Source organism: Curtobacterium sp. MCJR17_043 (genome assembly GCF_003224315.2).
Taxonomy (GTDB): Bacteria; Actinomycetota; Actinomycetes; order Actinomycetales; family Microbacteriaceae; genus Curtobacterium.
Genome location: NZ_CP126259.1, coordinates 2,052,229 through 2,071,590 on the forward strand (window position 1 = coordinate 2,052,229; position 19,362 = coordinate 2,071,590).

Genomic DNA, 19,362 nt, shown 5'->3' on the forward strand with positions numbered 1-19,362 from the left:
TCTGGTGCTGCGGTCGTGAGGTGGAGAGCGGGGGCTCAGCCGACGCGTTCGATCGCGGCGGCCAGGCGGGTGGTGGAGCGGCCCGGGTGGAACGGGACGGTGACGACCCGGCCGCCCCACTCGGCGAGGGTGACCGACTCGGGGGAGTTCGTCGGCCGTGTAGTCGCCGCCCTTCGCCCAGACGTCCGGCTTGAAGCGACGGAGAGCCTCGTCGGGGGGTCGACTCGTCGAACACGACGACGGCGTCGACGCAGTCGAGCGCGAGGAGGAGCTCCACGCGGTCGTCCTGCCCCATGATCGGGCGGTCCGGACCCTTCAGTCCGCGGACCGACTCGTCGGAGTTCAGGCAGACGACCAGGCAGTCACCGAGGGCGCGGGCAGCGGACAGGGTGCGGGCGTGCCCGGCGTGCAGCAGGTCGAAGCAACCGCCGGTCGCGACGACGACGCCGCCCGCGGCCCGGACGTCGTGCACGACCCGGAGGGCGTCCCGGTCGGCGCCCGGCACCGCGATCGGTGCGGGTGGTGCGCCCGCGACGAGCGAGGCGACGCCGCCGGCCGCGAGGTACGTGGAGGCGTCGGCGACCCCGGCGGTGACCGCGTCAGCGATCTCCGCGCCCGAGGCGAGCGCGACGGCGACGCCGGCGGCGAGACGGTCACCGGCACCGCAGGGGTCGCCGGCGGTGACGGAGGGTGCCGGGACGAACCGGGAGTCGAGGCCGCGCTCGGTGCGACGGCCGACGAGCGCGCCGCGTTCGCCCATGGTCACGGCGACGGCGTGCGCCGCCCACCGGGCGACGAGGTCGGCGGCGGCGTCGGTGGCGAACGCGACCCCGGTGCCGCCGAGCCCGGTGAAGCGCTGCGCCTCGCTCGCGTTCGGGGTGACCACGGTGACGCCGACCACGGGCGCCTCGCCCTTGGGGTGCGGGTCCCAGACCACCGGGGTGCGCTCGGCGACGGCGGTGAGCGCCGACCGCATGTCCTCGGCGGCGGTCAGCCCGCGACCGTAGTCGGCGACGACGACGGCGTCGGCGTCCTCCAGCGCGGCACGCATCTCAGCGGTGACCGCGGGGACGGGCGGGGTGTCGCACCCCTCGTCGATGCGGACGAGGGCGTGGTCCCCGACGCGCACCCGGGTCTTCACCGGGGTCGGTGCGCCGGAGGGGCCCTCGACGATCGTGACGCCCGGCAGGAGCGACCGCAGCCGCTCCGCGGGGGGCGTCGTCGCCCAGCACGGTCACGAGACGGACGTCGTGGCCGTCCTTCGCGAGCATGGTGGCGACGAGTCCGGCACCACCGGCCCGGCGCTGTTCCGAGCGGACGTCGAGCACGGGCACCGGGGCGTCAGGACTGAGCCGTTCGCTCGTGCCGCTGACGTCCACGTCGAGCAGGGTGTCGCCGACGACGACGATGCGGAGCTGACGGTCGGTCATCGGGTGCCTCCTCGGCGGAGCGCGGGCTCCATGGCGCGGCAGAGGGCGTGCACGAGGACGAGCTGCGCCTCCTGCACGTTGGCGGACGGGCCGTCGATGGCGATGACGTCGTCGACCGCGCTCGCGAGCGGGTTCGGGACGGGACCGGTCATGGCGACGGACCGGGCGCCGACGTCGCGAGCGGCGGCCGCGGCGGCGAGCAGGTTCGGGCTCTTGCCGCTCGTGCTGAGGAGGACGACGACGTCGCCGGCCCGGGCGTGCGCGCGCACCTGCCGGGCGAACACCTGCTCGAAGCCGTAGTCGTTCCCGATGGCGGTCACGGCGGAGGTCTCGGCGTGCAGCGCGATCGCGGAGTACGCCGGGCGGTCGCCGTCGAACCGGCCGGTGAGCTCCGAAGTCAGGTGCTGCGCCTCGGCCGCGGACCCGCCGTTGCCCGCCGCGAGGAGCCGACGTCCGGCGACCAGGCGGGCGGCGATGTCGTCCGCCCAGGCCGCGATGTGGTCGCCGTGGTCGACGAGCGACGCGATGACGGGCACCGACGCGGCGATGTGGTCGAGCACGACGCGCGTGCTCGTGCCCTCGGCGGGGCCGGCTGTGCCGGACTCGGTCGTGCCGATCCCGGTCTGCTCGATGGTCATCGGGCGTTCCTCTCGGTGATGGGTGCGGTGGCTCCGACGCGGCCGCCGGCGACCAGGCGCTCGTACACGCGCTGGGTGTCGGCGGCGACCTTCTGCCAGGTGTACTTGGCCTCGGCGCGGCGGCGACCGGCGTGCCCGTAGGCGGTCCGGCGCTCCGGGTCGTCCAGCAGCCCGCCGAGCGCGACCGCGAGGCCGTCCTCGTCGCGCGGCTCGACGTGCAGGCCGGTGGCGTCCTCGACGACGGTGTCGATGAGGCCGCCGACGCGGGAGGCGACGACGGGTACGCCGCACGCCATGGCCTCGAGCGGGACGATGCCGAACGGCTCGTACCAGGGCGCGCAGACGACGACGTCGGCGCTGCGGTACACGGCCCCCATCTCCTCCTGCGCGAGCTGCCCGCGGAAGGACACGTGGTCGCGGATCCCGAGGTCGCGGGCCAGGGAGTCGAGTCGCTGGTACTCGGGGTCGTCGGGCAGGTCGGCCCCGGCGACACCGGCACCGCCGACGACGACGAGCTCGACGTCGCGACCCTCGGCGACCAGGCGGGCGACGGCGGCGATGGTCGTGCCGACGCCCTTGCGCTGCACGAGCCGGGAGGCGGTCAGGACGCGGTGGGTCCGGCCGCGCTCCTCCACGGGGCCGTCCGGGCGGAACAGCTCGACGTCGACGCCGCAGGGCACGACCGAGATGGAGCGGAGGGGGACGCCGAGTGTCTTCAGCTCGAACGCCTCGTCCGAGCACGTCGCGACGACCTGGTCGGCACCGCGGCCGACGGCCGGTTCGAGCCACTCACGCTCGGGCGGGCTGGTGTCCGCCGAACCCTGGTGCCGACGCTTGACGACACCGAGGGCGTGGAAGGTCTGGACGACGGGGATGCGCGGCTCACCGGTGCGCAGCTGCACCTGGGTGACGGCCTCGAGGGCCGCGTGCCCGGACATCCAGAAGTGCCCGTGCACCACGTCGGGGCGCTCGGACAGCCACTCGGACGCCAGGACCTGGGCGAACGTGCCCATGTAGGGCAGCAGGTCGTCCTTCGGCACGTGCTCGGCGGGACCGGCGTCGACGTGCACGACGTCCACGCCGGGGCGGAGGGTGACACGGACGGGCAGGGCCGCGTCGTCGCGGCGTGTGTAGACCGTGACCGTGTGGCCGCGGTCGGCCAGGGCCGCGGAGAGGGCGGCGACGTGGACGTTCTGGCCGCCGGCGTCGACGCCGCCGAGCGTCGCGAGCGGGCTCGCGTGCTCGGAGACCATGGCGATCTGCATCTAGCTGCTCCTCCCACCGGCCGGCAGCGCTGCGGCTCCGGCGGTCTCCGTCTCCCGCTCCGGACGCGGCGTGCGCATCCGGGCGTGGTGCTCAGTGTGCACGTCGTCGAGCAGGGCGTCCCAGTCCGCGGTGAAGCGGGACAGCGCGTGTCGCGCGAGCACGGCCTCCCGGGCGACGAGACCGCGTCGGCGCGCCTCGTCCGGGTCCTCGAGGAGCGTCCGGGAGGCCCGGACGAGCTCGTCGACGTCCGTCGCGATCGCACCGGCCTCGGCGGGCACCGTGCGGGACGCGTCCGTGGTGGCGAGGACGAGCACCGGCATCGCCATGTGCATCGACTCGATGAGCGACAGCCCGAGCGAGGTCCAGCGGTTCGCGTGGACGTACGCGCGGCGCTGCGCGAGGGCCGCGTGCATCGGGTCGGGCTTCACGTCCCCGAGCCCGACGAGCAGGTCGCCGTGGCCGAGTCCGGCGAGCTTCTCGGTGCCCATGCCGAAGACGTCGACCGGGGCGACCGCACCGAAGCGGGGGGAGCAGGTCGGTGCCGACGACCCGGTTGCGGCGGACCGGCTCGTTGATGACGGCGCCGAAGCGCTCGAGCTCGCCGGTGTACAGAGCACCGGGGTCGACGACGCCGTGTTCGACGACGGTGGTCCGGGTCGAGCCGCAGTCCCACATCAGGGCGTTCCAGTGCGTCACGTGCGCGATCGTCACGTCGTCCCGGTCCCGGAACGGGTGCAGGCTGTCGGGTACGTCGACGCGTGGAGCGTTGTGCTCGACGAAGACGGTCGGGAAGTCCGTCCGCCCGAGGAGCCGCTGCGCGACCGCGAGTTCCTCCGGTCGCTGCAGGACCACCAGGTCCACGCCGGCGTCGGCGACGTCTTCGGGTGCGATCTCGACGGCGTTCGTCCCCCCAGTCCCGGCCACCACGGCCGAGGCCCCAACCGTCACGCTCCGGGGTGGTCGGGATGAGGTACTCGTGCGGGCCGCGGACGAAGGCGTCCATCCAGCCGCCGTGCACGTGCCACACGAGGATCCGCATGCACTGCCTTTCGGTCGCTGTCGATCAGGAGGAGGAGGAGAAGGAGGAGGAGGAGGAGCAGCAGTGCCGCACGCTACCGATCGGCGTCTGGCGGCGTTCGCAGGGACCCCTGGTTCGTCCGGAGAGCGCACCCGACGAGCCGTTCGTGGGCCGCGAGGACGTCGTCGACGCCGACACCGGCCAGACACGGGTGGCCGGGCACGGGGCAGTCGCGTGCCCGGCTGAGACGGCACGGCGCGCCCTGGTCGCCGAGCAGTTCCACGTGCGCCGCGTACGGCGCCCACTTCACGGCGGGGACCACGGGGGGAGAACAGACTCACGATCCGGGCCCCGACCGCTGCGGCGAGGTGGGCCGGCCCGGTGTTCCCGACGACGACGACCTCGGCGCCGGCGAGGACGGCGGCCAGCTCGGCCGGGCTGGTCCGACCGCCGAGGTCGATGCCGGTGCTGCCGGCGACCGCGGCGGTCAGCTCCCGCTCGCCCGGCGAGCCGGTGACGACCACCGGGACGCCGAGCCGGGCGTACTCCGCCACGAGCGCCCGGTGGGAGGACGGCGGCCAGGACCGCGCCTCCACACTGGCGCCGGGGTGGACGACGACGTACCGCTCCAGCGCGGCCACCACCGGGGGGCACCGCGACGTCCTCGCCGACGCGGACCCGGAGCAGTCCGTCGTCGCCCTCGGGCAGGGTGAAGCCCGCGGCCGCGGCGATGCGGAGCGCTCGTTCGGGTTCGGGGACGTCCTCGGGCAGGTCCTCCCCGGGTCGGAGCCGGACGTCGAGCAGCGAGCCCGGGTGGTCGACGGACGCACCGGAGACCCGCGGCACCCCGGCGAGCCGGAGCAGCATCGCGAGCGGCAGCGGGGACTGGTGGAAGGACGTCAGCACCACGGCCTCGTCCGGGCGTTCCGCGTCGACGAGGGCGCGGAACTCGGCCAGGACGCCGTCGTCGAGCGGTCGGGCGGTCTCCGTGACCCACGGCGCCGCCCACACCCGGAGCGTGTCCACCCCGGGCAGCAGCGCGCCGGCCGGGGCACCCTGCGGGCCGCACAGCAGCGTCACGTGGTCGGCGCCGGCCGCGACGGCACGGACCGCCGGCCCGGCGACCAGGACGTCGCCGAAGGAGTCGAGTCTGGCGACGAGCACCCGCCGACCGCCGGTGTCCCGGTCGCTCTCGGTGTCCACGGTGTCCGCGGCACGCACGGTGTCCGCGGCGCTCACGGTGTCACCGGTGCCGCCTGGGCGACGACGAGTGCGACCGCCTCCTCGATCGTCCGGGCGACGGTGGTCGCGCCGTCGACCTCGGCCGGCAGGGTGCGTGCGGTGGGCACGAGGACGCCTTGCCCGCCCGCTGCGGCCGCGGCACCGACGTCCGCGCCGATGTCCCCGATGACGACGAGGTCGGCCGGGTCGAGGCCGAGCCGTGCGGCCGCGGCGAGCACCATGCCGGGGCGGGGCTTGCGGCAGGCACAGTCGTCGGCGCGGTCGTGCGGGCAGACCTCCCACACGTCGAACGGCCCGACCAGCTCGTCCACCCGGGCGTTCGTCGCGTCGACCTGTTCGCGGGTCGCCATGCCCTTCGCGATGACCGACTGGTTCGTGACGACGCCCACCGCGAGTCCCGCTGCCCGGGCCGCGGCGACGGCGCGCGCGGCACCGGGGACCGGGACGACGAGGGCCGGGTCCGCGTTGTAGGGGACGTCGACCACCAGGGTGTCGTCACGGTCGAAGAGCACGCCGCGCAGCGGTCGGTCGGAGAGGGCCACACCCCTCTCTACCGGGCGGACGCCGGGCTCGCCCAACCGGGCGCTGTCCGGTGGCGCGCCGCGGACAACTCCCCGGGCGTGGCGGACGGGGCGGTCGGCGCCCGGTAGCGTCGGGCCACGTGACCGCCGTTCCCACCCTGCCCCCGTCCGACGGCCGCCCGGAGCTCGTGGTGCTCCGTGCGATCAAGCTCGGCGACCTGCTCGTCGCCGTCCCCGCGCTGCACGCCCTCCGGCGGGCGTTCCCCGGGCACCGGATCACGCTCGCGACGACGGCCTGGCTCGCGCCGGTCGTCGAGCTCGTCCCCGACGTGGACGTGCACCTCGCCCAGCACGGCCTCGACCACCCGATCGCGGTCCCAGCGGGTGTCGTGGACGTCGCGGTGAACCTGCACGGTGCCGGCCCGGAGTCCGGGCAGCTCATCGACGCGCTGCAGGCCCGCCGCGTCATCGGGCACGGCGCACCCGACGGGCCCGAGTGGCAGCACGACGTGCACGAGCGCGAGCGGTGGGCGGGTCTCATGACCGCGCACGGCATGCCCGCCGACCCCGACGACGTCACGATCGCGGTCCCGGCCGTCCCCGCCGTCGTCCAGGGCGCGGCGGTCGTGCACGTCGGCGCCTTCCACGGCGCCCGGCACTGGCCGGTCGACCGCTTCGCCGCCGTGGTGCGGGGGGCTCGTCGAGCGCGGCCACCAGGTCGTGCTGACGGGAGGCGCGGACGACGTCGAGCGCGCACTGGCCGTCGCGGAATCGGCAGGTCTGGACGACGCGGCGGTGCTCGCGGGCCGCCTCGACCTGCAGCCGTTCGCCGCGGTCGTGGCGGCAGCGAGCCTCCTCGTCACGGTGGACACGGGAGCGGCGCACCTGGCGTCGGCCTACGGGATCCCGTCCGTCGTGCTGTTCGGTCCGGCTCCGCCCGAGGCCTGGGGCCCGCCCGCGTCCGGCCCGCACGTGGTCCTCACCGACGCATCGGTCCGGCGCGGTGACGTCTTCGCGGAGGACCCGGACCCGGCGATCCTCGCGGTCGCCGCCGAGGACGTGCTCGCGGCCGTCGACGGGCTCGGGGTCGTGCCCGCCGTCCGCGCACCCAGCGCCGATCGGTAGCGTCGATCCGACGGCACGGAAGGTCCGGCCGTCGGAGGGAGTCGCCGTGTTCGAAGCAGCCAACATCCGGGACTGGATCGGTCTGCCGGTCGTCGACGACCAGGACGACAAGATCGGCACCCTCGAGAGCATCTACTACGACACCGCGACGTCGGAGCCGGCGTTCGGGTCGATCACGACCGGCGTCGTCGGGAAGAAGCTCGTCTTCGTCCCCCCTCGTCGGCGCGACCGTGACCCCGAAGCACCTCGTCGTGACCTTCGACAAGAAGGCCGTCAAGGACGCTCCGTCGATCGCGACGGACGGCGAACTCGACGCCGCGCTCGAGCCCGAGCTCTTCGCCCACTACGGTCTGCCGTACCAGCCCGGCGCGGGCGGCGAGCGTCGCCTCGGTCGTCGCTGACATCCCGGCGGCGGGAGTCGAGCCGGAGAACCCGACCGTGCCCGCTCGACCCCGCCCGTCGGGTCGCCCACCCACCCGAACCCGTTCCGGAGCCCACCCTGCGCCGCTCGACCGTCTCCCGCGTCCTCACCGCGCTCGTCGCGACCGTCCTGCTGGCGGGGACGGCGTCGGTCGGCGGGGTACCGGGCACACCGACCGCCCCCCGGTGCCGCCGTCGCCGCTCCGCTCTGGCCCGTCCCCCCAGCCCTTCCCGGCCACCGACGACCCGCCCGAGACGCTCGCCGGGCTGCCGCCGGGCAGTGCGTACGTCGCGCTCGGTGACTCGTACTCCGCCGGGTACGGGCTCGGGCACCCCACGGGGCTCCCGGTCCGGGCGTGCGCGCAGTCGGGCGAGGACTACCCGCACCGCATCGCCGCCCGCTTCGGATTCGACCTCACCGACGTCACCTGCGCGGGCGCGACGAGCGAGGACGTCCGGGACCGCGTGCAGTTCCGCGGCGCCCGGCCGCAACTCGAGGCGCTGTCCGCCGACACGCGGCTCGTGACACTGACGATCGGCGGCAACGACGCCGACCTGTTCGGCACCGCGGGCTCGTGCCTGGCACTGTCCGCCACCGGCCCGGTGTTCTCCGGCCAGAACGCCCCGTCCTGCCGGTCGACACTCGCGTCCGACGGGGTGGACACCCTCGGCGCGAAGATCCAGGGCCGCGTCGCCCTCGGCGTCGCCGAGACGCTCGCCGACGTCCGGGCCGCAGCGCCGAACGCCACGGTGATCGTGCTCGGGTACCCGGCGATCTTCCCCGACGCGGCACACACCCCGTCGTCGGGCTGCTTCCGCCCGGCCGTCGACCTGGGGACCCTGGCCGGGCGGTTCCCCCCGGGACACCTACCCGTTCACCGACGCCGACGTCCGCTGGCTGCACGGCGTGCAGGAGCAGCTGGACGACGTAACCCGGAACGCGGCGCAGGCCGCGGGCGCGACCTTCATCGAGGTGTTCGCCGAGACGCAGGCGCACTCGGCCTGCGCGCGGAAGGGCGCCTACGTCGAGGGGATCTCGCTCGAGTCGCTCGGCGGCCTGAGCCGGATCGACCTCCGTCCCGGCGCGCTCCACCCGAACCGCGCCGGCGTACGCTTCCTGACCGACCGGACCGCGGACGTGCTCCGGAGCAGGTTCGGCTGAGCCGACACGTCCGTCTCGGACGCGCGACCCGGTCCGGGTGCTCCGCGACCGCGGAGCGGGTCAGCGCAGCACCGCGGCGAGCCGGTCCAGGAGCACCGGGACCGCCGTCAGCGCCGAGATGTGTCCGTCCGCGGGCCGCTCCTCGTACGCCACGGCGGGGAGTGCCGCGGCGAGGCGCCGCCCGTGTGCGACCGGCACGACCCGGTCGCGGGCTCCGTGCACGACGGTCGTCGGGACGGTCACGGCGGACAGCGGGAACCCCCCAGTCGGTGACGAACGCCACGTCGTCGTCGGTCGCGCCCTGCAGGCCCGACCCACCCGCCGCCGTCGCGTCCTGCCCGAGCGCGGCCCAGTCCCCGTCCAGGGCCGCCCAGTCGCGGTCGACGAACTGGGACGGGTCGAACGTGGCGGTCGACGCCCAGGCGAGACGGGCCTCCCGTCCGGCGGCGGCCGACCGGAGGCCACCGTCGGCCGCCATGCCGTCCCACCACCCGGTCGTGTCGTCGAACGGCGCGGGCGAGGCGACGACGGCCGCGGCGGCGACCCGGCCGGGCAGCAGTGCCGCGGCGGCGAGCGCGTGCGGGCCACCACCGGACCCGCCGAGGACCGCGACGCGGGGGAGTCCCAGCGCGTCGAGGACCTGTTCGAGGTCGCGAGCGCCGTCCGCGACGCGTCGTCCGGGCAGGGGGTCGGCTCCGCCGTAGCCCGGTCGGGTCACCGCGACGAGACGGAGCCCGCGGGCCGCCGCCGCGCTGGTGAGCGGCTCGAAGAGGGCGCCCGTGTGCGGGGACTCGTGGTGCCACACCACGGTGGGCCGGACGGCGTCCGGTGCGGTGTCGTCGACGAGGACCGAGCGGCCGTCGCGGAGTCCGATGCTGCGCATGCGCGCGAGGGTAGTCTCCGACCGTGCCCCTCCGTTCCGCCGGTCTCCTGCTGCACCGGGGGGAGCGGTCCCGCGCTCGAGGTGTTCATCGCGCACATGGGTGGCCCGTTCTGGCGTCGGCGGCCGCGGGCGTGGACGATCCCGAAGGGCGAACCCGTCGCGGGCGAGGACACCCTGACCACGGCGCTGCGGGAGTTCACCGAGGAGATCGGCACAGCACCGCCGGACGGTGTCCCGCACCTGCTCGGCGACTTCCGGCAGGCCTCGGGCAAGGTCGTCACGGTCCACACGCTGCACGCACCGGACTTCTCCGTCGACGTGGTGCGCAGCAACACCGTCGCGCTCGAGCTGCCGCGCGGCTCCGGTCGGTTCGTCGAGGTGCCCGAGGTCGACGACGCGCGTTGGACGCCGGTCGACTCCGCGCGCGGGCTCGTCGTGGCGGGGCAGGTCGCCGCGCTCGACGCCCTCGCAGCGCGCACCTGACACCTCCCGTCTCCGCCGTCCGAGCACGACGGGGAAGGGCGAGCGTCGGGCGTGCGCGGAGCGCTACCGCTCGCCGACGGTCCCGACGGAGCCGGTCGCGGTGCGGATCGAGCCCGTCGCCGCCCGGTGGACCGTGGCGACGGAGCCCGTGATCGTCTGGATCGCACGGCTCACGGTCGGGATCGAACTCGTGACGACGGCCAGCGACGAGGTCAGGACCTCGATCGACGACGTGCTGAGGTGCGGCTGCGCGGTCGCGTGCACCGGGAACCCGCGGCGCGCGAGCACGACGACGGAGAGCCCGCCGAGGAGCACGACCGCCCCGGCGAACGGCAGCGTCTGCAGCCCGGAGAGCCCGAGCACCTGCCCCCCGAGCGCGGCACCACCCGCGATGCCGATGTTCGACGCGCCGTTCACCAGGGCGCCTGCGATCTCCGGGCTGACCCCGCCGGTGCGGATCGCGGCGGCCATGAAGAGCGTCCCGGTCGTGCCGTTCGCCGCCATCCAGACCCCGGCGACGAGCATCGTGCCGGCCAGGGACCCGTGCGTGAACGGCATCACGACGAAGGCGGCGGCCATCGCGGCGATCGACACGACCAGCGTCTGCCGTGGTGCGCGGTCGACGAACAGCCCGGCGAGCCAGAGTCCGACCACGCCGGTGCCGCCGAGCACGAGCAGCGCGCCGGACACCATGCCGGCGTCGAGCCCGGCGTCGACGACGTAGGGGCCGACGTACGTGTACACGACGTAGTGCCCGGCGAACAGCAGCAGGTCCGCGACGACGACGGAGAGCAGTCCGGTCCGGGCCCACGCCCTGGGGGGACCCGACGTGCGGGGACGCGGCCCCGCGGACGGAGGGGAGGAAGGCCGCCGCGACCACGGCGAGGACGGCGGCGCACGCGGCGACCCCGCCGACGGCCGGTCGCCAGCCGACCGTCTCGCCGACGCCGGTGGCGAGCGGCACGCCGATCACGAAGCCGAGCGAGCTCCCGGAGTAGACGAACGCGATGGCCCGGCCGGCCAGCCGCGGCGGCACGATCCGGGTGGCGTACGCGGACGCGACGGAGAAGAACAGGGCGTGCGCGATGCCGCCCACGACCCGGCCGGCGCAGACGACGGCGAACGAGGGCGCGAGGGCGACGAGCGCGTTCGACACCGTGTACCCGACGAGGGTGGCGACGAGCACGGTCTTGCGCGGCAGCTTCGCCGTGAGGGACGTCAACGGCAGCGCGAGCAGCGCGACGGCGGCCGCGTACACCGTGATGACGACGCCCATGGTCGACTCGGTCACGCCGAGGTCGCGGCTCATGGTCCCGAGCAGGCCGACCGGCATGAGTTCGGTCGTGATGGCGAAGAACGTGGCGAGCCCGAGCACGGCGATCCCGACCACCGACGACGTCGTGACGGTGATCGGCGTCGTGTACGGGTGGACGGTCTGGTTGCTGGTGGTGGACACGGCGGCTGACCTCCTCGAGGACGTGGAGGAGCGCGCGCGGACGACGGGTCGGCCGGGGAGAGCGCGCTCGGGTGGACGGGATGTGGAGACGGATTTCTTGCCACTCCACGGCGAGTGCGCCCGTCCAGTGTTGCACGCTCGATCCGGTTCGCGCGAGGGCACCCGGGTGGCTCTCAGGAGCGCTCCAACGCCGCGCGGGCAGGAGCCGTCAGTACATCCGACTCGTGGCGGTGCTCGTGACCGTGCCGCGTACCGCGCCGCCGACCAGGCGCACCCACAGCGTCCCGCTGGCCGACGTCGCGGAGAGCGAGACCGTGCCGTGGAGGGCGTCCTCGCGGGGGTAGCAGGCGCTCGTCCCCTCGATCCGGTCCGCCGTGGCGACGAGGCAGATGGTCGACGGGTCCCGTCCGACCGCCGCCCACACGTTCCACGGCGTGCCCGCCGCGTCGCCCGACAGCGAGCGGTTCGTGAAGACGAGCCGCGTCGAGCGCAGCGCGACCGGGGCCTCGATGGAGCCGGGGGAGTTGGTCGGCGAAGGTCTGCGGCAGGTCGAGCATCTGTTCGACGGTGACCGTGCCGGCCGCCGGGGTCACGGTGGCGCGACCGGGTTCCGCGGATCTCGCGCCGACCGAGAGTCCGACGCCGGTGCCGAGCACCAGTCCGACCACGACGGCGCCGGCACCGGACGCCCAGAGCACGGTCCGGTCGGTCCGGCGCGCCCGGTCGGCCAGCCGTCGGGCACCGGCGAGGAGGCCCGATCCGCCTCGGTCGGGCGCGTCGCGATCCGCGCCGCCGTCGTCCGCGCCGCCGACCGCGACGCCGCCCTCTCCGACCCCGTCCCCGCCGACCCGCTGGTCGTCGGTCCGGTGGTCGTCGGCCCGGTGCTCGCCGGGGTCGCGGACGTCGGCGTCCCCGCCGACGCCCGGGATGACCGCGTCGTCGTCGGTCGGGTCGCCCTCCGGACCGGCCGACCGGCCACGTCGCGACGCGGGGCGGGCCGCCGCCCGTCGACCGTCGGCGCCGGAGGACGTGGCGGGCGCGACGTCGGAGCGGGGGGCGCCTCCGGGCCTCCCGGTCGAGGTCCGCCAGCGCGATGCGGGCGCGGGCGGCCTCGGTGGGTGTCGACGCGGCGCCCCAGGCGATGCGTTCGAGACGGGCACGTGCTGCCGCGTCGTCGTCGGTCCGGCTCATGCGCGCTCCTCGTCGTCACGCCTGGGGCAAGACTGCCACCGCAGCGGTGTCGGCGCCCACCCAGACCGGGGGGAGTACGCCCGAGGGATGACCGACGCGCAGAACGACCAGTCGACCGACCCGGCGGTGCCCGCCGACGCCACCGGTTCCACACCGGCGGACGTCGACGAGGAGACCCTCGAACCGCTCAGCCACGACACCCAGTCCGGCGCGGCCGACTACGTCGCGACGAGCCCGGGCGGCAGCGGCACCGAACGCCACGTCCCGCTCCCCCGAGGAGGAACAGGGCCGCGACACCGAGTACGACCCGGTCGACCAGGGACCGCAGCAGGAGGGCCAGGGCGGCTGACCCGCGGCTCGTTCGGCCCCGCGCCCGCCGTCACCGCACGAGCCGGCGCAGGACCGCGCGCTCCGCGAGCGTCCACACGGCGCTCGTGACCAGGTACAGGGCGGCGGCGAGCGGCGCGACCGCGGCGAAGACGACCGAGACGAACGGGACCCACCGCGCGATCCCGGCCGTGACGGCCGCTCCCGGCACGGTGACGTCCGGAGCGGGGACAGGCGCCGGGTTCCAGTGCTGCTGTGCCCGACGCGTGTGCTCGACCGCGACGACGAGCACCGCGAGCAGCACGAGCACGAGCCAGCCGTGCACCCACAGCGGGGACGTCAGCACCGCGACGGCCGACTGCGCGAGCGGGATGCCGGCGAGGGACGCGCGGAGCAGGGTGTTGACCGTCCCGTCGATGCTCGCGTGCGTGAAGACCGTGTACAGCAGCGAGACCACGGGTGCCTGTGCGAGGACGGGCAGGCACCCGGCCAGCGGTGCCACCCGTTCGGCCGTGTACAGCTCCTGGAGTGACCGCTGGAACCGTGCGGTGTCGCGACCGGCACGTCGGCGGAGTTCCGCGATCCGCGGTGCGAGGCGGCGACGGTCCCGCTCCGCCCGGACCTGCAGCACGGACAGCGGGACGAGCAGGACGCGGACCGCGAGGGTCAGCACGACGACGGCGAGCGCCGCTGCTGCCGGTCCCGCGACCGGGGTGAGGGCGTCGGTGAGGACGGCGACGAGGTCCGCGCCGGCGTGCAGCACGGCGCTGAGGCCGGGCAGGGTGGTGATGTCCATGGATGGTCCTTCGATCGGAGGGGTCGGGCGCGAGCGCGGCCCGACACCGACCGGTGTCAGACCGCCGGGACGCCCCCCCGGAGCCCGTGACCGCACGTGCCCGTCCGCATCCGGGTCGCTCCAGGCGATCCGGGTGACGAGGTCCGGTGCCGTGGAGGGCACCGGGAGACGGTCCGCTCCGACCGCGGTGATGAGCAGGGCGACGAGCCGCAGCACGAGCGCGGCTGCGGCGAGCGCGGCGATCCCGGCGACGGTGACGCCCACGACGGTGACGCCGAGCACGGCGACCGCGAGGGCCGGTGGTGCACCAGGGACCCATGCGTGACCGAGCGCGGCGGGGCCCGGCGCGTGCAGCGCGGAGACCACGCGGAGCAGCACCTCGATGACCGTCATGGTGCGGCTCAGCGTACCGTCCGCGAGCCTCCGGAGACGTGCCGGGGACGCGGGGCAGGATCGGTGCATGAGCGCAGCTTCCCCGAGCACCCCGGCGACGGTCGCGCTGGAGCGGGCCGGCGTCCCCTACACGCCGCACGTCTACGAGCACCACGAGAGCGCGACGAACTTCGGCGAGGAAGCAGCGGCGGCACTCGGGCTCCGCGAGGAGCAGGTCTTCAAGACCCTCGTGGTGTCGGTCGACGGTGAACTCGCGGTGGCGATCGTCCCCGTGGCGGACCGGCTCGACCTCAAGGCCGTCGCGGCGGCCGTCGGCGGGAAGAAGGCGTCGCTCGCGGACCCCGCGCTCGCGGAACGCCGCACCGGGTACGTCGTCGGCGGGATCAGTCCGGTGGGACAGCGGACACGACTGCGCACCGTGCTGGACGCGTCGGCCGCCGACCACGCGACGATCTTCGTGTCCGGCGGGCGCCGCGGGTTCGACATCGAGGTGGTCCCCGCCGACCTGGTGCGCGTCACCGACGCGAGCACGGCGGCCATCACCCGGACCTGAGTCGACTCGCCGCAACTTCTTCCCGGACACGGGAATGACCGCGGCCCTCCTGCGTTGCATTGAGCCGAAGGCACTCAAGTTCCTCAGGAGGTCCCTTTGCCACAGACGTTCGGCCCGACCGGCGGCAACGACTCGTTCGACGAGTTCCTCGCACGACTGCTCGCGGCTTCGCAGAACCCCGGTCAGTCCCAGCGGTCCGTGCCGTTCGGACGGCCGGTCGACATCACCCGGCTCCTCAGCCGGCGCACCCACGAGCTGCTCCAGCAGACGGCCGCGTACGCCGTCGAGCAGGGGCAGCACGAGATCGACGCGCTGCACGTGCTGCACGTGCTCGTCGGCACCGAGCCCTTCGCGGCCGTCCTCCGGTCCGCGGGTGCCGACCCCGAGCGGTTCGCCGCCGAGGTCGAACAGCGCCTCCCGATGCCGTCGGGTGACCGTGTCGAGGGTCGCCCGGCCCTGACCCCGTCCGCGCAACGGATCCTGCTCGAGGCCACCCAGGCCGCGCGCGGGTTCGGCAGCACGTACACCGACCCCGAGCACGTCTTCTTCGCGCTCGTCACCGACCAGGACACCGTCGCGGGGCAACTCCTCGCGAGCGCCGGCGTCACCCCGCAGGTGATGCAGTCCTACGCGCACGACGCGGCCGAGGCCGCACGAGAGGGGCGACCCATGCCCGGCACCACCACCGCCGACCAGGACCAGCAGTCGGAGACCCCGACGCTCGACCAGTACGGCACCGACCTCACGGCACGCGCTCGTGACGGCCGCATCGACCCGGTGATCGGCCGCGCCGACGAGATCGAGCAGGCCGTCGAGATCCTGCTCCGCCGCACCAAGAACAACCCCGTCCTCATCGGCGAGCCCGGCGTCGGCAAGACCGCCATCGTCGAGGGACTCGCCCAGCGCATCGTCGACGGCGACGTCCCGGCCCTGCTGCAGGGCAAGCGCGTCGTCGCGCTCGACCTGCCCGGCATGCTCGCCGGCACCCGGTACCGCGGTGACTTCGAGGAGCGCCTGACCAAGGCGATGGACGAGATCGCCGCGCACGCGGACGAGCTCATCGTCTTCGTCGACGAGCTGCACACCGTCGTCGGCGCCGGTGGTGGCGGCGAGGGCGGTTCGATGGACGCCGGCAACATCCTCAAGCCGCGCCTCGCCCGCGGTGACCTGCACCTCGTCGGCGCGACGACGCTGAAGGAGTACCGCCGCATCGAGAAGGACGCCGCACTCGAGCGTCGCTTCCAGCCCGTGACGGTGGGGGGAGCCGAGCTTGGAGGACGCGGTCGCGATCCTCACCGGTCTCAGCCCCCCGCTACGCCGAGCACCACGGCGTGACGTACTCCGACGAGGCGCTCCGAGCGGCCGTCGAGCTCTCGCACCGCTACGTGACCGACCGGCACCTGCCGGACAAGGCCATCGACCTCATCGACCAAGCCGGTGCCCGCCGTCGCCTCGCCCGGTCGGGCGACGTCGACGTCGACGCGCTCCGGGCCGAGGTCGCCGACCTCACGGCCCGCAAGGACCGCGCCGTCGCCGAGGAGCAGTACGAGGAGGCGTCCGACCTCCGCGACGAGATCGCCGGACTGGAGGCCCGGATCACCGCCGCCGACACGGGCGAGGTCGCCCGGTCGTCCCGACCGCACGCCGCGGACGACGTCATCACCGAGGCGGACATCGCAGCCGTGGTGTCCCGCGCCACCGGGATCCCGGTGACCCGCCTCGGGTCGGCCGACAAGACCCGCCTCGCGGGCCTGGAGTCCGAGCTGCACGACCGCGTGGTCGGCCAGGACGACGCCGTGCGGGCGATCGCGAAGGCGGTCCGACGCAGTCGCACCGGGATGGGCGACCCGCGTCGCCCGGTCGGCAGCTTCCTGTTCCTCGGACCGACCGGTGTCGGCAAGACCGAGCTCGCCAAGGCGCTGGCCTCGTCGCTGTTCGGGGACGAGTCGGCGATGCTCCGCTTCGACATGAGCGAGTTCGGCGAACGCCACACGGTCTCGCGACTCGTCGGTGCCCCTCCGGGGTACGTCGGCTACGACGAGGCCGGGCAGCTGACCGAGCGCGTCCGTCGGAACCCGTACTCGGTGATCCTGCTCGACGAGGTCGAGAAGGCGCACCCGGACGTGTTCAACCTGCTCCTGCAGGTGCTCGACGACGGACGGCTCACCGACGGACAGGGCCGGACGGTCGACTTCCGGAACACCGTGGTCATCATGACCTCGAACATCGGGTCGGAGTTCCTCGCGTCCCGCTCGGGTGCGCTCGGCTTCTCGGTGGCGGCCGACGGCGGCTACGCCGAGGACGACCTCCGCAACCGCGTGATGGGCAGGCTGCGCGAGTCGATGCGGCCGGAGTTCATCAACCGGATCGACGAGATCGTGCTGTTCCGCAAGCTCGAGCGCGGGCAGCTGCGCTCGATCGTGTCGCTGCTCCTGCAGGACACGGCGCTCCGGCTGGCGGCGCAGGGCATGGTGCTCTCGGTGTCCGAGTCGGCGACCGACTGGCTCGCCGAGCACGGCTACGAGCCGGAGTACGGCGCCCGTCCGCTCCGTCGTCTCATCCAGCGCGAGGTCGACGACCGCATCGCGGAGCTGGTGGTCGAGGGCGCCACGGACGACGGCGTCACGGTCCGCATCGACGTCGTGGACGACGAGGTCGTCGCACTGGTCGACGCATCCGTCGCGGTCTAGCGACTCCCCACGACGAAGCCCCCGGCACCATCGGTGCCGGGGGCTTCGTCGTGTGTTCGGGAATGCAATTCCACGGAATGCCGGGGGGAAGGGTTGCGGAGTCCTCCTGCGTCTGGATAGTGTTCTCCCGACGCGAACGGAATTCCGACGCGTCGGGAATCCGAAGGTCCGAGCGACCGCAGAACCGTGCCGAAAGGGGGGCCGACATTGATCACCACACTCACGCCGTTCCGGGCATTCCGTGGAACCACCGGTCCCGTCTCCGGTTCCTGCTGACCGGACCGTCCTCCCGTCTGACGGGCTCGTACGCTGAGCCACTGCTCGTGCTCGATGCCCGGTCCGACCTCCTCGTGGATGTGCTGCTCCGGCGGCACTGACCGCCGGCGCTGACGAGCCGAGCAGGCCGACCGCCCCGTGCTGTCGGACCGGCTCGCTGGTCCGCAGTCGCCGGTCGCTCCTCCGAGGGGTGTCCCCGAGCCGAGCCCGGCACCGCCGTCGACGTCGTCGACGGTCGGCGCCGTCGAGTCGGTCCAGGTGACGGGACGGCGCGTTCGTTCCCGGACCTGCTGGCATCTCGCACGCATGCAGAAACGGATCCGCATGCATTGATCGAGGTGTTCCGTCGCGCCCTCCGGGGCATCGTCGACGAAATGCAGCAGGTCATTCCCCGACCCGTTTCCCGGGTCATTCCGTCGACCCTTCCTCCGGCAATCCCGTGGATCTCCGGCAATCCCCTGAAATGAGAACACCATGTCATCGAAGACCCTCCTCCGACCCGTCCGGCCGCCCACCGGCGCGCCCCGGCCGGTGTCACTGCCGGACCGTCTGGCGCTCCGGCTCGGACTCGCCCTCATCGTGTGGAGCCGCCGCACGCGGCGACAGCCCCACGAGATCGACCCGGCCGAGGAACTCCGCCGGCAGTGCGAGCACGAGGCGCGTCTCGTCCGTGAGGCCGAGTGGCTGCTCCTCGTCACCGGACCACGGCAGTGGCGCTGAGTCGCCCGGTGGCGACCAGCGGACGGGAGGCGCGGGACCGATCCGTCCCGCGCCTCCCGCCCGACTCCAGCCGGCCGGTCGGCGTCCTGGCCGCACCCCCGTTGGCCCGTACGGTTGACGGCATGAAGGAGACCGCCGCTGCCCTCGTCGAGCGCCTCACCCAGATCGTCCCCGACTTCCCGAAGCCGGGCGTGCTGTTCCGTGACGTGACGCCGGTGTTCGCCGATCCGATCGCCTTCGGGCGCGTCTGTGAGGCCCTCGCCGCACCGTTCGCGGTGGGTGCGGGTTTCGCGGCCGTCGCCGGCATCGAGGCGCGCGGGTTCGCCCTCGCCGGCGGCATCGCGGCGCAGCACCAGGTCGGCGTCCTGACCGTGCGCAAGGCCGGCAAGCTGCCCGGCGAGGTGCTCAGCGAGCAGTACGCGCTCGAGTACGGGGAGGCCGAACTCGAGTTGCGCCCCGGCCAGCTCGAACCCGGCACCCGGGTGCTCGTCGTCGACGACGTCCTCGCCACCGGGGGCACGGCGGCCGCGACCGTGACGCTGCTCGAGCGCGCGGGGTACGAGGCGATCGGGTTCGCCGCCCTGATCGAACTCGACGGGCTGTCCGGCCGCGAGCGGCTCGAACCGCGTCTGCCCGTCACCACCCTCGGCGCCGTGCCGGCCTGAGCCTCGGCGACGGACTCCGCGGGTCGGCGCCGGTGCCGTCCGGCGACCGCGCCCGCACTAGTCTTGACGCACCCAATCCGATCGAGGAGTCCCACCATCGTGACCGA

17 protein-coding genes and 8 pseudogenes are annotated in these 19,362 nt (G+C 74.4%); 12 read left to right on the plus strand and 13 right to left on the minus strand.

Annotation, left to right across the window (positions count from 1 at the left end):
• Positions 1-35: 35 nt before the first annotated feature.
• The 4 genes and pseudogenes from DEJ15_RS10650 to DEJ15_RS18435 form a co-directional block, all read right to left on the minus strand.
• Positions 36-1,430, minus strand: a pseudogene (locus tag DEJ15_RS10650) (PfkB family carbohydrate kinase).
• Positions 1,427-2,068 carry a D-sedoheptulose-7-phosphate isomerase gene (locus DEJ15_RS10655; RefSeq protein WP_110824915.1) on the minus strand — a complete coding sequence of 214 codons (642 nt, stop codon included), beginning with the start codon at positions 2,066-2,068 and terminating at the stop codon, positions 1,427-1,429. The pseudogene DEJ15_RS10650 and the gene DEJ15_RS10655 overlap by 4 nt, the downstream one beginning before the upstream one ends.
• On the minus strand, positions 2,065-3,333 hold the full coding sequence (locus DEJ15_RS10660; protein ID WP_110824916.1) for a glycosyltransferase: 1,269 nt from the start codon (positions 3,331-3,333) through the stop codon (positions 2,065-2,067). The genes DEJ15_RS10655 and DEJ15_RS10660 overlap by 4 nt, the downstream gene beginning before the upstream one ends.
• On the minus strand, positions 3,334-3,822 hold the full coding sequence (locus DEJ15_RS18435; RefSeq protein ID WP_349814695.1) for a glycosyltransferase: 489 nt from the start codon (positions 3,820-3,822) through the stop codon (positions 3,334-3,336).
• Between DEJ15_RS18435 and DEJ15_RS18440 the strand changes: the two genes are divergently transcribed.
• A complete protein-coding gene (locus DEJ15_RS18440; RefSeq protein WP_349814696.1) occupies positions 3,821-4,303 on the plus strand; it encodes a hypothetical protein in 483 nt (160 codons plus the stop codon). The two genes, DEJ15_RS18435 and DEJ15_RS18440, sit on opposite strands and share 2 nt — an antisense overlap.
• 143 nt (positions 4,304-4,446) lie before the next feature.
• Here the strand turns inward: DEJ15_RS18440 and DEJ15_RS10670 are convergent, their stop codons facing one another.
• The 3 genes and pseudogenes from DEJ15_RS10670 to DEJ15_RS10680 all read right to left on the minus strand — a co-directional run bounded on the left by DEJ15_RS10670 (position 4,447) and on the right by DEJ15_RS10680 (position 6,136).
• Positions 4,447-4,662 carry a hypothetical protein gene (locus DEJ15_RS10670; protein ID WP_284174977.1) on the minus strand — a complete coding sequence of 72 codons (216 nt, stop codon included), beginning with the start codon at positions 4,660-4,662 and terminating at the stop codon, positions 4,447-4,449.
• A 61-nt stretch (positions 4,663-4,723) separates the two neighbouring features.
• Positions 4,724-5,182: pseudogene (locus DEJ15_RS18445) on the minus strand (glycosyltransferase family 9 protein); the annotation flags it as partial.
• Between the two features lie 405 nt (positions 5,183-5,587).
• Positions 5,588-6,136 carry an HAD-IIIA family hydrolase gene (locus DEJ15_RS10680; protein ID WP_110824918.1) on the minus strand — a complete coding sequence of 183 codons (549 nt, stop codon included), beginning with the start codon at positions 6,134-6,136 and terminating at the stop codon, positions 5,588-5,590.
• Positions 6,137-6,255: 119 nt separating this feature from the next.
• Here DEJ15_RS10680 and DEJ15_RS10685 point away from each other — a divergent pair.
• From DEJ15_RS10685 to DEJ15_RS10695, 5 genes and pseudogenes are all read left to right on the plus strand, one after another.
• Positions 6,256-7,240: pseudogene (locus DEJ15_RS10685) on the plus strand (glycosyltransferase family 9 protein).
• 46 nt (positions 7,241-7,286) lie between these two features.
• A pseudogene (locus DEJ15_RS18450) lies at positions 7,287-7,400 on the plus strand (PRC-barrel domain-containing protein); the annotation flags it as partial.
• 70 nt (positions 7,401-7,470) lie between these two features.
• Positions 7,471-7,641: a hypothetical protein gene (locus DEJ15_RS10690; protein WP_284174978.1), complete on the plus strand. Its 171-nt coding sequence runs from the start codon at positions 7,471-7,473 to the stop codon at positions 7,639-7,641.
• A gap of 205 nt (positions 7,642-7,846) precedes the next feature.
• Positions 7,847-8,437: pseudogene (locus DEJ15_RS18455) on the plus strand (SGNH/GDSL hydrolase family protein); the annotation flags it as partial.
• Positions 8,438-8,567: 130 nt separating this feature from the next.
• The gene (locus DEJ15_RS10695; RefSeq protein ID WP_284176313.1) at positions 8,568-8,822 is read left to right on the plus strand and encodes an SGNH/GDSL hydrolase family protein; all 255 of its coding nucleotides are present in this window, start codon (positions 8,568-8,570) and stop codon (positions 8,820-8,822) included.
• 60 nt (positions 8,823-8,882) lie between these two features.
• Here the strand turns inward: DEJ15_RS10695 and DEJ15_RS10700 are convergent, their stop codons facing one another.
• Positions 8,883-9,065, minus strand: coding sequence for an alpha/beta fold hydrolase (locus DEJ15_RS10700; protein ID WP_284176314.1), 183 nt, complete (start codon positions 9,063-9,065; stop codon positions 8,883-8,885).
• 286 nt (positions 9,066-9,351) lie between these two features.
• Positions 9,352-9,705: pseudogene (locus DEJ15_RS10705) on the minus strand (alpha/beta fold hydrolase); the annotation flags it as partial.
• Between the two features lie 96 nt (positions 9,706-9,801).
• Here DEJ15_RS10705 and DEJ15_RS10710 point away from each other — a divergent pair.
• Complete coding sequence (locus tag DEJ15_RS10710; protein ID WP_284176194.1) at positions 9,802-10,188, plus strand: NUDIX domain-containing protein; 387 nt, start codon at positions 9,802-9,804, stop codon at positions 10,186-10,188.
• A gap of 63 nt (positions 10,189-10,251) precedes the next feature.
• On the opposite strand, the gene DEJ15_RS10715 is transcribed toward DEJ15_RS10710, so the two are convergent.
• The 3 genes and pseudogenes from DEJ15_RS10715 to DEJ15_RS10725 form a co-directional block, all read right to left on the minus strand.
• Entirely contained in the window at positions 10,252-10,932 is a 681-nt protein-coding gene (locus tag DEJ15_RS10715) for an MFS transporter (RefSeq protein ID WP_284174979.1), read from the minus strand.
• Positions 10,933-11,020: 88 nt separating this feature from the next.
• A pseudogene (locus DEJ15_RS18460) lies at positions 11,021-11,521 on the minus strand (MFS transporter); the annotation flags it as partial.
• 296 nt (positions 11,522-11,817) lie between these two features.
• Positions 11,818-12,804, minus strand: a complete 987-nt coding sequence (locus DEJ15_RS10725) for a hypothetical protein (protein WP_284174981.1) — start codon at positions 12,802-12,804, stop codon at positions 11,818-11,820.
• Positions 12,805-12,922: 118 nt separating this feature from the next.
• Here DEJ15_RS10725 and DEJ15_RS10730 point away from each other — a divergent pair, with 118 nt between their 5' ends.
• Entirely contained in the window at positions 12,923-13,273 is a 351-nt protein-coding gene (locus tag DEJ15_RS10730; protein WP_284174982.1) for a hypothetical protein, read from the plus strand.
• Here the strand turns inward: DEJ15_RS10730 and yidC are convergent.
• On the minus strand, positions 13,215-14,351 hold the full coding sequence (yidC, locus tag DEJ15_RS10735; RefSeq protein WP_284174983.1) for a membrane protein insertase YidC: 1,137 nt from the start codon (positions 14,349-14,351) through the stop codon (positions 13,215-13,217). The genes DEJ15_RS10730 and yidC overlap by 59 nt on opposite strands.
• Positions 14,352-14,418: 67 nt before the next feature.
• Here yidC and ybaK point away from each other — a divergent pair, with 67 nt between their 5' ends.
• The 4 genes and pseudogenes from ybaK to DEJ15_RS10755 all read left to right on the plus strand — a co-directional run bounded on the left by ybaK (position 14,419) and on the right by DEJ15_RS10755 (position 19,255).
• Positions 14,419-14,904 carry a Cys-tRNA(Pro) deacylase gene (ybaK, locus tag DEJ15_RS10740; RefSeq protein ID WP_110824928.1) on the plus strand — a complete coding sequence of 162 codons (486 nt, stop codon included), beginning with the start codon at positions 14,419-14,421 and terminating at the stop codon, positions 14,902-14,904.
• A 96-nt stretch (positions 14,905-15,000) separates the two neighbouring features.
• Positions 15,001-17,594 (plus strand): annotated as a pseudogene (locus DEJ15_RS10745) (ATP-dependent Clp protease ATP-binding subunit).
• 750 nt (positions 17,595-18,344) lie between these two features.
• Positions 18,345-18,590 (plus strand): hypothetical protein, encoded by a 246-nt coding sequence (locus DEJ15_RS10750; protein ID WP_110824930.1) that lies wholly within the window; start codon positions 18,345-18,347, stop codon positions 18,588-18,590.
• Positions 18,591-18,712: 122 nt separating this feature from the next.
• On the plus strand, positions 18,713-19,255 hold the full coding sequence (locus DEJ15_RS10755; RefSeq protein ID WP_110824931.1) for an adenine phosphoribosyltransferase: 543 nt from the start codon (positions 18,713-18,715) through the stop codon (positions 19,253-19,255).
• Positions 19,256-19,362 lie beyond the last annotated feature (107 nt).